The sequence below is a fragment of the Rhodanobacter sp. OR92 genome, from assembly GCF_000427545.1.
GTDB lineage: Bacteria > Pseudomonadota > Gammaproteobacteria > Xanthomonadales > Rhodanobacteraceae > Rhodanobacter > Rhodanobacter denitrificans.
This window is the reverse complement of the sequence record NZ_KE386557.1, coordinates 331,707-344,922: the sequence shown is the minus strand read 5'-3', so window position 1 is coordinate 344,922 and position 13,216 is coordinate 331,707. Positions and strand designations below refer to the sequence as shown.

The window sequence follows — 13,216 nt, the reverse complement described above, 5'->3', positions numbered from 1 at the left end:
GTTGCGTGGTGCGTGGCGTTCATGGATGGGCCGCCGGCCGCTTCGTGGCAGCAACGGCCGGCCCGCGTTTCACAGCGCGCGGCCATCGTAGTGCCGGACCGGGATGGCCGAAAGCTCGATGCCCTCGATGCAGCGGATGTTGATCGCAGCCATCGCGTTGCCCTTCGGGTCGGTGCCTTCGCCGTACGGATGCATGCCGCAGACCGGGCAGAAGCGGTGCTTGATGGCGTGCTTGTTGAACATGTAGCTGCTCGCCGCGTCCTCGGGCGTGAGCAGGTGGAACTTCTCGCGCGGGACGAACCAGAGCAGCGAACCCTTGCGCTGGCAGATCGAGCAGTTGCATGCCAGCGCCTCCCCGATCTCGCCTTCCACCTCGAACGCCACCCTGCCGCAGTGGCAGCTGCCTTTGTAGTTCATGGCCGTTCTCCCGATGTTCCGCGTTGTGGTGCGATGTTGGACGATGGGCCTGCGATGGATCGTGCCATGACGATATCCCGCTGCGGATCGCTGCCCAAAGGAAAGACGTGGTCGCCGACCCCGACGAAGCCGCACTTCCGGTAGAACGCGATCGCCCGCGGGTTGCGTTCCCATACGCCCAGCCAGGCCACGTCCGAGTTGCGTGCCTGCAATGCTTCGATGCAGGCGTGCATGAGGCCCTGCGCGATGCCTTTGCCATGCCACGCATCGGCGACGTACAGCCGCTGGATCTCGCCCGGGGATTGGGCCGCAACGCAATGCGGGGCGCCATCCCAGCGCAGTTGGGCAAACCCGACCAACCCTTCGTCGCCATCGCACAGCAAGGTAAGCATGTCCGGGTTGGCAATCTCGCCTGCCTGGATCGCCTCGCTGTAGCTGACCTGGCAGTGGAGTGCCATGTCCTGCGGCGAGTTCACGGCGCCGAAGGTACTTCTGAAGGTCGCCTCTGCAAGCCGCGAGAGCGGCCCTGCGTCGCTGCGGTCGGCGGTTCGGATGACGGGCAATGGGGCCTCCGGGGGCGCTGGATGCTTGGTAGACGTAGCCAGCAAGTGGCTCAGGCGTATGACGGTAGCCTTGGAGTGGGTGGTCGCTCGCGGGCCTGACTTGGGCATGGGGCACGCCTGAAACGTCGGGTCAGGGTGTCCGCCAAACCGTGGAAACTATCCAGGCGACATTCTCACCACGAGTGACACCAAAAGCCAAGTCATTGCCGCGATCATTCCGGCAACTAGAAAAGGTGCCAGCGCATCGGGACATATGCACAGCTGATCTGTCGTAGAGCAGTTGACCGTCAAGAAGAGGGACGAGTGTAGTCAACACTTTGTCTGGTCGCCGGCACGAGCAGGGGGCGCGGCTTCGTTGCATATCGCACAGAACGAGGCGCTATCTTTATCGCCGCGTTTCGCAGGACAGGCGCCGGTCTCAATGCTCCGGATGCCCACGCTTCTGCATCAACCGCGTCAACTCCGCCACCAAGTCCGCACGCTTCGCCGCTGCATCGAGCAGATAGACCTGCACGTCGTGCGCGGGAACGCTGGCGTGCAGGCGGCCCCCTTCGGCCACGTCGATCGCGGTGCCGCCAAGCGCCGGTGTCCAGCGGCCGGGCTGCAGGTAGTCGCTGACGTCGAATGATGCGGTCGCATCGCCCTTGTTCAAAAGCACCAGCGCAATCTGGTGCGTGCCGCCCTGCTGGTACACGCGGTAGAACGCGGCCTGGTTGCCGGCGAAGTGCAGCGGCAGCATCAGTCCGCGCTGCAGCGCCGGGGTCTTCTCGCGCAGCTGGGCGATGCGCTTGAGGTGCTGGTAGATCGGGCTTTTCGGCGCGGCGTCGATGCGCTGCTGGCCGTAGTAGTTGCGGTTGCCCTGGTGTTCGGCCTTGCCGCGTTCGAAGCCGGTCTCGGAGCCGTAGTAGATGGCGGGAATGCCGCGCGCGGTGAACAGGAAATTGTTGGCGTCGATGAAGCCGGCGTCGCTGGCGTTCAGGCGCGCCATGTCGTGGTTGTCGTAGAAGGTGACCAGCTCGTACGGATTCTGGTACGGCCCGTTGGTGAGGTAGAGGCGGTCGAGCAGTTGCGCGTAGTCGCTGCCGGGATGCTCGAACACCTCGGCGACGCGGCCGCGCAGCGGGAAGTCGAGCAGGCTGATGGCGCCGTTCTCGGGCCAGGTGTACTGGCCGATGTTGTCCGGGCTGTAGTCGAACGCCTCGCCGAACATGAAGAAGCCGGGGTGCTTCGCGCGGATGCGCGCACTGAACTGCTTCCAGAACGTGGTGGACATGTGGCTGATGGTGTCGATGCGGAAGGCATCGGCGCCCTCGCCGATCCACTGGTCGTAGGCGCCCACGAAGTAGTCGAGCACGGCCGGGCTCTGGTCGTCGTTGTTGGACAGCTGCACCAGGTCGTCGTAGGCGTGGTAGAAGCGGTGCAGCGGGTTGCGTGCGGGGTCGAGCCGGTACGGCGGCAGGTTCTGCTGGTCGGCGACCAGCTTGCCGTCCTTGTCGAAGATCTGGCCGTACTGCGGCTGGCGCACCGGCATGCTGAAGGCGGGCGAGCCGTGGTTGACCACGATGTCCTGCACCACCTTCAGCCCGGCCTGGTGCATCGCCGCGGTGAACTGGCGGAAGTCGAGATTCTTGCTGGGCAGGTGTTCGTCGAGCTTGTAGAAGTTGACGCCCCAGTAGCCGTGGAAGCCGGTCTTGCCGCGGTCGGTGAACTTCGAGCCCCAGCTGACCGGGTCGCCGCCGGTGAACGCCTGGTCGGGGTTGTCCACGATCGGGGTGATCCACACCGCGCCGAAGCCCATGCCGCGGATGTAGCCGGCGTTGTCCAGCACGCCCTTGAAGTCGCCACCGAGATAACCGATGTTCGCGCTCTCGCCCTTCGGCGCGCCGGGTACCGGGATGTCGAAGGTGCGGTGCGTGCCGCCCTGGTCGCGCTGGTCGTTCGACGGGTCGCCGTTGACGAAGCGGTCGGTCATCACGAAGTAGATCGCGTTGGCGGCGAACGGCGCGTCGCTGCCGACGAAGTCCGGCGTGGCGGTCGTGGCGGCTTGCGCGCAGCCGCAGGCCAGCGTCAGTGCGCCGGCCAGCAGGGCGGTTCGGTTGATCATGTCGGGTTTCCGGTAGCGAGGGCTGCGGGCGGCGCGTAGACCGGTTCGCGTACGCGCAGGGTGAACAGGCCGGCCACCAGCAGGCAGGCGCCGCCCAGCGCCAGTGCCCAGATCGGCTGGTTGTGGAAGCACAGGCGCAGCAGCAGGCCGAGCACGCTGGCGGCGAGCAGCTGCGGGATCACGATGAAGAAATTGAAGATGCCCATGTACACGCCCATCTTCGCCGCCGGCAGGTTGTCCGACAGCAGCGCGTAGGGCAGCGACAGGATCGAGGCCCAGGCAAAGCCCACGCCGACCATCGAGGCGAGCAGCCATTGCGGGTCGCGGATGACCAGGAACGACAGCAGTCCCGCGCCGCCCAGGGCCAGGTTCAGCAGGTGGCTGATGCGCAGGCCCCAGCGGCGCACCATCAGCGGGATCACCACCGCCGCCAGCGCGGCGAAACCGTTGTACGCGGCGAACAGCACGCCGACCCAGTTGGCGCCCTCGTTGTACAGCGCCGAGTGGACGTCGGTGGTGCCGTAGATGGTCTCGGTCACGCCCGAGGTGGTGTAGATCCACATCGCGAACAGCGCGAACCACGAGAACAGCTGCACCCACGCCAGTTGCCGCATCGACACGGGCATGCTGTAGAGATCACCCATCACTTCGCGCAGCATGCCGCGGCCGCGGCTGAAGCTGAGCCAGACGAACAGCAGGCCGAACACGATCAGGCCACCGGCCAGCAGGTACAGCTCCTTCTCCAGCGCGAAGTGCCGGATCGCGAACAGCACGGCGACGCCGACCACCAGCAGCAGCACGCCCCAGCGCCACGCCTGCGACGTATCCGTCGCCGGCTGCCTGGCGACGCTGTCGCTGAACGACTGCAGTTGCTCCGGCGGGTATTCGCGCGTGCGCAGGATGGTCCACAGCACCGCGCCCAGCAGCACCGCGCCGCCGGCGTAGAACGCGTACTTCACCGTGTCGGGGATGCCGCCGTCCGCGGCCACGTTGGCCACGCCGAACCGCGCCAGGATCCACGGCAGCGCCGAGGCCACCACCGCGCCGATGCCGATGAAGAAACTCTGCATCGCGTAGCCGCTCGGACGCTGCTGCGTCGGCAGCTGGTCGCCGACGAAGGCGCGGAACGGCTCCATCGACACGTTGATCGACGCATCCAGGATCCACAGCAATCCGGCGGCCATCCACAGTACCGGCGCGTTCGGCATCCACAGCAGGGCCAGCGAGGCGAATAGCGCGCCGACCAGGAAATACGGCCGGCGCCGGCCCAGCCGGTTCCAGGTGCGGTCGGAGAAGTGGCCGATGATCGGCTGCACGATCAGCCCGGTCAGCGGCGCGGCGATCCACAGCGCCGGGATGTCGTTCACGTCGGCGCCCAGGGTCTGGAAGATCCGGCTGACGTTCGCGTTCTGCAACGCGAAGCCGAACTGCAGGCCGAGGAAGCCGAAGCACATGTTCCATATCTGCCAGAACGACAGCGCCGGTTTGTTGTTCAAGAGGGTGCCGTCCTTCATGGGGTGGCGTGGCCGGTGGCGAGCGGGGCGATCAGCAGGGCGTGCACGTCGGCCCGGTTCAAGGCGCCATCGCTGCCGCCGCTGCCGCCGGTGTAGGGGGCGAAGTGGCCGAGGTAGCTCATGTTGAAGCCGTCGTCGAGGGTGAACCGGCAGGTGCTGCCGGCCTTCGCGGTGAAGCTGCCCCAGGTGGATGGCTGCGCGCGCACGCTGTGCGGCATCACCATCGGCAGGCGTTGCGCGTCGCTGCCGGTGCAGCTGACCTCGAGCATCTTCACCGCCGCGGTGATGCCGGTGTTGATCGGGCCGTGGTCGTTGGCGTAGTCGAGCGCGACGCGATAGCGGCCGCTGACCGGCGCGGTCCACGTGCGCGGCCAGTTTCCGATGACCTTCGCCGTGTCGCCCACGCAGGTGTCGGGACTGTGCAGCGATTCCAGGCCGTGCGCATCCACTCGCGTGGCGCTGAAGCAGGCCAGGCCCGGCTGCCGCGGAAGTCGGGTGCTGCCGTCGAGATCGCCGTGCGCGCGGCCGTCAAGGTAGAGCCGCGCCTTGCCGTCCACGCTGACCCGCCAGCCGTCACCGGCGGCTTGCACGACGGGCGCGGCAGGGGCGATCGGGGCGTACAGCGGCGCGTCGGTGCGCAGCGGCGGGTCGGGTACCTGCACCGCCTTCAACGTCACCGTGGTCGCCGTGCCCTGCGTGCGGGCGTGGTCGGCGACCAGCAGGTTGCCGGCGATTTTTTCCGGCAGTTGCAGGGTGATCTGCCGGTCATGCAGGTCCAGCGTGATCGCGTGGCGTCGGCCGAACAGCATCGGCACCAGCGCAGTCGGCAGTTTCGGCTGCACGCTGCCGTCCGCGTTCAGGCCGAACACGCCCTCGGTCACCACCGCCAGCGCGGCCGCCACCGACCACAGCTGGCGCGGCGAATTCACCACCGGACCGCTGAGCCGGCCTTCGTCCACGTGCTGGCCCTGGGTAAGCAGCTCGTAGTTCTCCATGTTCGAGCCGTACAACGCGGCGCCGCGCAGCACCGACTCGATCTCGTGCGCGATGCGCGCGGGCTGCTCGGTGATGCGCGCGGCACGCAGCGCGTAGGCGCTGACGAACGGCCAGATCGCGCGGTTGTGGTAGATCGGCTGGTCGGTACGTTCCGGCCAGATCACCGGGCTGCCGGCGGGCCACGTTGGGTAGTTCGCCAGCGTCTGCTTCGCGCGTTCGCCGCCGGCCACGCCGCTGTCGATCGCCAGCGCGATGCCGAGCAGGTCGTAGCTGTCGTAAGGCGTGCCGTCACCGCCGATGTAGCTCATGTACATGCCGCGCTCGGCGCGCCAGAAGTGCGCGTTGATCGCCGCCTTCAGCGCGGCTGCGTCGGCGCGGTAGCCGGCGGCGGCGTTCGCGTCGTGATGGGTATCGGCCAGGGTCGCGGCCAGCTGCAGCGCCTGGTAATGCAGCACGTTGGTGGACAGCGCGTAGGACTGCGCGATGAAGGTCACCTCGTCCGCCGTCCACGCGGGGTAGCTCTGTTCGCGCCAGTCGAGGAACGAGGTCTCGCCGCGGTACAGGCCGAAGCCGGCGTCGAACGCGTACTGGCGATCCTGCGCCAGGGTGGCGTCGAGCGCGCGGTAGACGTCGTCGGCAAAGGCCTGGTCGTCGAGCAGGTGGCGCGCGCCGAGGAACCACACCACGCGGTCGGTGCTGATCGGCCAGCTGCCGCCGGAGCCGGTGTCCTGCATCGGGTACAGGCCCTGCGGCGCGGACGCAACGCGCACGCCGGACAGCTTGAACTTCAGCCCGTTGCGCGAGCGCGCAGGGTCGAAGCGCCACAGGCCCAGGTCGATCGCGTAGGATAGGTCGCGCGTCCACACGTACGGCCACTTCAGGCCGGTCTCGAAACACTGGCAGGGGATCGGCTGGCCGTGGTCGAACGCGCCGTCGCGGATCGCGCTGACCGAATCCTGCTTCAGGTCGTCCTGCGCCATCGTGAACAGGCCGTCGAACAGCGGGCTGGCGGTTTGCGTGGCGAGCGGCTGCGCCGCGATCGTGCGCTGGCCGTAGGGCCACGCCAGCGTGTAACCCTGCTGCGCGTCGCGGCTGATGGCGACGTGCACGCCGTGCCAGTCCAGTCCGTCGTGCCAGTCCGGCGCCACTGCGCCCGCTGCCAGCGCGGCGGCCAGGGCGATGCTCAACATGCGCGTGCCGTACGTGGCCCGTGCTGGGTGATGTGCTCGATCGGCATGTCCCCTCCTGCAGCTGTGGTGTCGCGCCGGCACGCCGCCCGCGGCTGCGGTCGGGCGGTTCGTGCGGGTTGCCAATGCATGGTAGATAGCGTCGCACTGCAGCAACCAGCCCATGCATACGTATTCATGCGCCGCGCGGAAGGGCGGCGCGTGCGGGCGCGCGGCGGCCGGGCCGCGCCCCCGGGCGTCCCGCGGGCCTCAGCGCAACTCGATCACCACCAGTCCTTGCACCGGCACGTCGATCGCGAGCTTGCCGCTGTGCACATCCATCGTCTCCGGCGCGGCCAGCGCGCCGGCCGCGCGCAGTTGGGCGATCTGCGCGCGGCTGGGGGAGTCGGGGCGGCCCATGCGGTCGAACGCGGCGACGGCGTTGCCGTGGGTTTCGTCCACGCGCCAGACCGTGGCGCGGGCGGCGGCGGGCAGGTGCTTCACGGCGACGTCGAAGCGCTTCGGCGTGCCGGCGGGTTTGCCCGGGGTGTAGCTGGCGGTGTCGCCGACCGGCGCTGCGTAGTTCCACAGCGCGATCACCAGCGTGCCGTCGTCGCGGCGGGTGACCAGGGCGGAATCGGACTTGGTCGCCAGCTGCCGCTCGCCCAGCTTGTGCAGGAGCGCGAATGCGTTGAACGCGGGCTTGGCGATGCGGTTGGCGGCGATCAGGCCGAAGCCGCCGTAGAACGGGTTGCGCACGATGCCCTGTTCCTCGAACACGTCGGAGAACGACCAGTAGCTCATCGCCTCGACCTTGCCCGCGCACTGGCGGATGGTGTTGGCCAGCCACGGCCCCATGAACACGGTGTCGGTGACGTTCGGCAGGTTGGCGTAGCTGGCGTTGTACTCGCTGAAGATCAGCGGCAGGTGCGGGTAGGGCGAGGCGGCGATTTCCCGGTGCACCTTGTCCACCGCGCGGCAGACCATGTCGGCGCGCGGGATCTTCTCGTCGCTGTGGAACACGTTGTCGGCGGTGTCGTCGCCGTAGACGTGGCTGCTGACGAAGTCGACCGGCACCTTGTTCTTGTGCACGTGTGCGAGGAAGTCGCTGGCCCACGCCGCCTGCGCGGTGGCCGGGCCGCCCACGCGCAGGCGCGGGCTGACCGCCTTCAGTGCGCGCGCGGTGTGGTCGTACAGGGTGAAGTAGCTCGCCTGCGCCGGCTGGCCGGTCCAGAAACCGATGTTCGGCTCGTTCCACACCTCGAAGTACCAGCTGGCCACCTCGTCGATGCCGTAGCGCTCGACCAGGTGCCTGGCGAGCGCGCCGATCATCGCGTCCCATTCGGCATAGTCCTTCGGCGGCGCGACGTTCGGGTGGTACCAGAACGGGTGCAGCGCGGCGGGGTCGGAAGTCAGCTCCGGCGGCATGAAGCCGAGTTCGACGAACGGCTTGAAGCCGTGCTCGAGCAGGCCGTCGTAGATCTGGTCGACGTAGGAGAAGTTGTAGGAGATCCTGCCTTGCGCGTCGCGCTGCACCAGGCCCACGTCGTGGTCGAGGATGCCGTGGAAGCGGATGTAGCCGACGCCGGTGGCCTGGTGCACCGCGTCCAGGTCCTTGCGGTAGTCGTCGCGCAGCGCCAGCGCGGCGCGGCCGGAGCCCAGCATCTGTTCCCAGAAATGCGGGAACGGCGTGCCTTGCGCGCGGGCGTCGACGCTCAGCTTGACGGTGGCCGCGGCGGGCGGCGCCGCGTTGGCGGTGCCGACGAGCAGCAGCGCGGCCGCAGCAAGCCCCAGGGCCAGCTGGCGAAACGAAGCGGGAAAAGTCATGGCGGGATCTCCGGTTCGACGCCTGGATGGCGCGGGGCGGGGAAGCGGGCCAAGCCCGCAACCGTCAGGATGTAAACGTTTACATCGTGCGGCAGTGTCCTACACGCGAGCGGCGGCGTCCAGCGGCGGCGCGGCAAACGCGCGGCGCCGCCGTGGGCCGCCTTCACTGCGCCAGGATCGCCCCGTAATGGCCGTTCACCGCCACGCTGACCTGGCCGTTCTGCACGGTGTAGTGGGTGCCCGAGATCAGCTCGGTGACCGTACTGCCGTTGGTCATGCTCAGCTGCCACACCGGTACCGTCACCGTATGCGTCACCGAGTCGTTGTTGAGCGCCACCGCGATGCGGTTGCTCGCGTCGAAGCGGCCGTAGGCGTACAGCTTGCTGGTGTCGTTGGTGAGCAGGGTCATGAACGAGCCGGTGCGCAGCGCCGGGTAGGCGTTGCGGATCACCACCAGTTTGTTGGTCAGCGCCACCGCGCTGTTGGTCGCGGTGCCCACGCTCCAGTCGAAGGTGCGGCGGTTGTCCGGGTCGGCGCCGCCCTGCATGCCGTACTCGTCGCCGTAGTAGATGGTCGGCGTGCCGACGTAGGTCATCTGGAAGAACAGCGCCAGGTAGGTCTTCCAGATGTCGCCGCCGGCGCGGTTGCCGAAGCGGGTGATGTCGTGGCTGGAGAGGAAGTTGCTCATCGCCTGCTGCACGTTGGTCGGGTAGTTCGCGCGGGTGCCGTGCAGCCAGCTGTCGAACTGCGAGACCGGGATGCTCGCCGCATTGCCGCCGTAGTCCCGGCCGGTGATCCACTCCGACACCGGCTGGGTGAAGCCGTCGTAGTTCATTGCGCCGTCCCACTGGTCGCCGCCGGCGGTCCACGGGCCGGCGTTGCCCCAGAACTCGCCGAGGATGTCGGCGTTGGCGTTGACCGATTTCACTGCGCTGCGCAGCTCGGCCATGATCTGGTGGTTGGCGGTGTCGCTGCCGTTGCCGCCGCCGGCGTCGAGATACTGCGCCGCATCGAGGCGCCAGCCGTCGATCGAATAAGGTGACTTCAGCCAGGTCTGCACTACCGAGCCGGTACCGCCGTAGATCGCGTTGCGTATCGCCGAGCCGCTGGCACCGTAGTCCAGCTTGGGCATGGACGAGAAGCCGAAGAACGCGGAATACGTGTTCGGCCAGCTCTGGAAGGTGTAGTAGCCGTAGGTCGGGCTGGACTGCGACTCGTAGGCGCCGGTGAGGCCGGTCCACCAGTTGTAGCGGTCGAACCACTTGTGGGTGTCGCCGGTGTGGTTGAACACGCCGTCGAGGATCAGGTAGCCCTTCGGCCCGTTGGCGGTCGAGTGGAGGTCCGCGCTCAGCGTCTGCAGCGTGGCGTTGCTGCCGAACGCCGGGTCCACCGTCAGGTAATCCTCGGTGTCGTACTTGTGGTTGCTCGGCGAGAGGAACACCGGGTTGAGGTAGACGATGTCGGCGCCGACCGTGTTCTTGATGTAGCCCAGCTTCTGGTCGATGCCGGCCAGGTCGCCGCCGAAGAACACGGCGGTGTTGCAGCCGCTGACGTTGGCCACCACGCTCGACCCCCAGGCATGCTTCTCGGTGGCGCAGCCGGCGTAGGTGTACTGGCCGTTGCCCACGTCGTTGCCGGCGTCGCCGTTGTAGAAGCGGTCCGGGAAGATCTGGTACATCACGCCGTTCTTCATCCATGCCGGCGTGGTGAAGCCCGGGAGGATGAAGAAGTCGCCGGAGGACGGCTCGGCGGAGGTCGTACCCGCGGCGTTGAGCCAGGCCGTCGCGCTGCCGTCGTTGATCTGGAAGCGGTAGTACTTCTTCGAGGCGCTGGCCGGGATGGTGCCTTTCCAGAAATCGAAGTTGCCGGTGGCGTCGTTCGCCGACCAGCTCATCGCCACCCAGTGGAACGCGCCGTCGGCGCTGTCGTAGTACTTGATGTTGGCGCTGCCGATGTCGCCCTTGAAGGTGCGCAGGGTCAGCGTGACCGCCTGCGCGGCGGTCGGCTCGACGTGGTTGTCGTAGAGCGGGCCCTGGTCGTGGAACAGGCCGTTCCATTCCACGTTGTTGTCGTTGCTGGCGGCGCGTGCCTGGTCATGGATGGCCGGCAGTGCATAGAGCGCCAGCGCCGCAGCGAGCGCGCATGCCAGGGTGGATACCGAGCCGTGTGTTGCCTTGCCTTGATTGCCCATCGAACGCCCCTCCGCAGGTGGATGGAACCGGCCTGCCGCAGGCAAGCCGGGGTTCTTGCGCTTTCAGGAAACCAGGGCGCTTCGCCGCCTACATGGCGAGCGTGATCCGCGTGGCGCGCCCTGCCGCCACCCGCACCCAGGTGACCTCGCCGTAGCGGTCGCGGCCGCTCGCCCAGCCTTCGCCGCCGGACTGCTGCAGCGCCTCCAGGTCCGGGAACGACTTCAGCTTGCCGCTGACGCGGGCGGCCGCGCCGCCGTGGATCTTCAACAGATAGAAGCGCAGCGCCGGCTTGAAGCTGCCGCTCGCCTTGCCGATGTCCAGCTGTACCGTGGCGCCCTGGCGCTGCACCGACAGCGGCTGCAGGAAGTACGCGCCGCGCTCGTAGTCGTAGCTGGCGCCGTCGTCGTCGTAGTAGTCGAAGGTGCTGCGCTGCGCGGCGGGGAACACGTCGACGTCGAGCCGGGTCAGCGGCCGTTCGCCCACGTAGTCCACCGGATCGGGGCGGGTGGGGATGATCGCGCCCTCGCGGACGAACAGCGGGATATCGCTCCACGTCTTGCTGTCGATCGCCAGACGGATGGTCTGGCCGCCGTCGTACGTCTTGCCGCTGAACCAGTCGGTCCAGCGCCCGGCGGGAAGATAGATGTCCTTGGCGGTCTGGCCCTCGGCCACCACCGGCGAGGCCAGCAGCCAGTCGCCGAACAGCCAGCTGTCGACGTCGTTGCGCAGCTTCGGGTCGTGCGGCCAGTCGAACAGCAGCGGGCGCACCAGGCCCACGCCGGTGGCGCGGCGTGCGTGCTCGTAGCTGTAGATGTACGGGATCAGCGCGTAGCGCAGGCGGATCGCATCGGTTGCAGCTTTTTCAGCAACCGGGCCGTATACCCACGGCTGGCGCTTCTGTCCCAGCTCGCCGTGCACGCGGAAGATCGGCGTGAATGCGCCGAACTGGATCCAGCGCGCGTAGTTCTCCGGCGTCGGCGTGCCGTCCTTGAAACCGCCGCCGTCCATGCCCCACTGCATCGCGCCCACGTTGATCGCGCTGAGCATGCGCGCGCGCTGGCCGGCCATGCTGGCGAAGCCGGTGGGGATGTCGCCGGACCACAGGCCGTAGGCGTAGCGCTGCGAGCCCAGCCAGAAGTTGCGGTTGATCGACCACACGCGCAGGTTCGAGACGGCGCGCTGGCTGTCGTACAGCGCGCGCTGCATGTTCATGAACTCGGTATCGCTGCCGACGGTGTCCGCCTCGTCGTTCCACCAGCCGGCGATGCCGTGGTCGTAGCCGTACTTGATCGCCAGTTCGCCGAACCAGCGGCGCGCGGCGGGGAGGTCGAAGTCGATGTCCTTCACCGGTTTGTGCGAGAAGTAGTCGTCGCTGACCTTCTCGTCCGGCACCCAGAAACCGTGCGCGCTGGCGTAGCGTCCCTCCACCGTGTCGAGGTGGATGCGCGGCTTCATGATGCCGGTCAGGCGGATGCCGCGGGCGTCCATCTGCTTCTTCAGGGCGCCGCTGGGGCCGTCGGGGAACTTGGCCGGGTTCCAGCGGAACTCGCCGTAGTCGTCCTCGCCCCACGCCTTCCAGTCGAAGTCCAGCGTGATGTTGTCGAGCGGAATGTGTTTGGCGCGGTAGGTGTCGACGATCTGCAGCAGTTCCTGCTGGTCGATGCCCCACTGGCTGTTGGTGAAACCCATCGCCCACTTCGGGAACAGCGGGCTGCGGCCGCTGAGTTGGGCCAGTTCGGCGAAGATCTGCGCGGGCGTGCCGAGCAGGATGTAGTAGTCGGCCTGCTGGTGCGCGGCGTCGACGGCGCTGATGGTGCCCGGCGCCAGGGTGAAGCTGGCGCCGTCGCTGTCCAGCAGCACGCCGTAGCCGGCGCTGCTCCACACGAACGGCGCGCCGGCGTGGCCCTGCTCGCCGGACATGGCCACTTGCTTGCCGTTGCGCAGCATGCCGGCCGAGGCATCTTCGGTGGCGTTGTAGCCGCCGATGCCGTACAGCGCATCGCGCGGGTCGTGGCGCAGGTTCAGTGCGCCGGATGGTGCGGCGTCGAGGTCAATCTGCAGCAGTGACCGCTGCCGCGCGTCGTCGATCCGTAGCTGGCGCTGCTGCCGGTCCCAGCGCACCGAGCCGCGCTCGCTGGCGAGCACCGGCCCGTTCGCGCCGTCGTCGCTGCGCCGGGCATCGAAGGTGCCCGGGCGGGCGGCGGGGTCGAGCACCAGCGCGGGCGCTGCGGCGGCGTGTGGGTGCTGCACGTGCACGATGCCGGGCGCGACGAAGCGCACGATGAGCTGGCCGCCCTGGGTGTCGATGCTGATGCCGTGCCTGACAGTCGTATCCATGAGCGGTGCCGGTGAAGTCGTTGCGGGGGACGCAGGCGCCTGGGCGATGCCGGCGCCGAGCGGAGCCAGGGCAAGGCCGAGGCACAGCCCGGCGAGGTGG

The 13,216-nt window shown here is 68.1% G+C and carries 8 protein-coding genes; all 8 read right to left on the bottom strand.

Annotated elements, in window-relative coordinates:
- Positions 1-69: 69 nt before the first annotated feature.
- Positions 70-417, bottom strand: coding sequence for a GFA family protein (locus tag RHOOR92_RS0115800; protein WP_007511530.1), 348 nt, complete (start codon positions 415-417; stop codon positions 70-72).
- Entirely contained in the window at positions 414-980 is a 567-nt protein-coding gene (locus RHOOR92_RS0115795; protein WP_027490688.1) for a GNAT family N-acetyltransferase, read from the bottom strand. Before RHOOR92_RS0115795 ends, RHOOR92_RS0115800 begins: the two co-directional genes overlap by 4 nt.
- Before the next feature lie 418 nt (positions 981-1,398).
- The gene (locus RHOOR92_RS0115790; protein WP_027490687.1) at positions 1,399-3,084 is read right to left on the bottom strand and encodes an alpha-amylase family glycosyl hydrolase; all 1,686 of its coding nucleotides are present in this window, start codon (positions 3,082-3,084) and stop codon (positions 1,399-1,401) included.
- Entirely contained in the window at positions 3,081-4,598 is a 1,518-nt protein-coding gene (locus tag RHOOR92_RS18865) for an MFS transporter (protein ID WP_037115575.1), read from the bottom strand. Before RHOOR92_RS18865 ends, RHOOR92_RS0115790 begins: the two co-directional genes overlap by 4 nt.
- Positions 4,595-6,784, bottom strand: a complete 2,190-nt coding sequence (locus tag RHOOR92_RS0115780; protein WP_027490686.1) for a hypothetical protein — start codon at positions 6,782-6,784, stop codon at positions 4,595-4,597. The genes RHOOR92_RS18865 and RHOOR92_RS0115780 overlap by 4 nt, the downstream gene beginning before the upstream one ends.
- Positions 6,785-7,030: 246 nt before the next feature.
- Complete coding sequence (locus tag RHOOR92_RS0115775) at positions 7,031-8,587, bottom strand: glycosyl hydrolase family 39 (RefSeq protein ID WP_027490685.1); 1,557 nt, start codon at positions 8,585-8,587, stop codon at positions 7,031-7,033.
- Between the two features lie 163 nt (positions 8,588-8,750).
- Positions 8,751-10,778 carry a glycoside hydrolase family 13 protein gene (locus tag RHOOR92_RS0115770; RefSeq protein WP_027490684.1) on the bottom strand — a complete coding sequence of 676 codons (2,028 nt, stop codon included), beginning with the start codon at positions 10,776-10,778 and terminating at the stop codon, positions 8,751-8,753.
- Between the two features lie 88 nt (positions 10,779-10,866).
- Positions 10,867-13,116: a TIM-barrel domain-containing protein gene (locus RHOOR92_RS0115765; protein WP_037115573.1), complete on the bottom strand. Its 2,250-nt coding sequence runs from the start codon at positions 13,114-13,116 to the stop codon at positions 10,867-10,869.
- Positions 13,117-13,216: the final 100 nt, after the last annotated feature.

Coding starts and splice junctions, on each gene's coding strand:
- RHOOR92_RS0115800 (WP_007511530.1), bottom strand. CDS start 417: ATGAACTACAAAGGCAGCTGCCACTGCGGCAGGGTGGCGTTCGAGGTG.
- RHOOR92_RS0115790 (WP_027490687.1), bottom strand. CDS start 3,084: ATGATCAACCGAACCGCCCTGCTGGCCGGCGCACTGACGCTGGCCTGC.
- RHOOR92_RS18865 (WP_037115575.1), bottom strand. CDS start 4,598: ATGAAGGACGGCACCCTCTTGAACAACAAACCGGCGCTGTCGTTCTGG.
- RHOOR92_RS0115780 (WP_027490686.1), bottom strand. CDS start 6,784: ATGTTGAGCATCGCCCTGGCCGCCGCGCTGGCAGCGGGCGCAGTGGCG.
- RHOOR92_RS0115775 (WP_027490685.1), bottom strand. CDS start 8,587: ATGACTTTTCCCGCTTCGTTTCGCCAGCTGGCCCTGGGGCTTGCTGCG.
- RHOOR92_RS0115770 (WP_027490684.1), bottom strand. CDS start 10,778: ATGGGCAATCAAGGCAAGGCAACACACGGCTCGGTATCCACCCTGGCA.
- RHOOR92_RS0115765 (WP_037115573.1), bottom strand. CDS start 13,116: ATGGATACGACTGTCAGGCACGGCATCAGCATCGACACCCAGGGCGGC.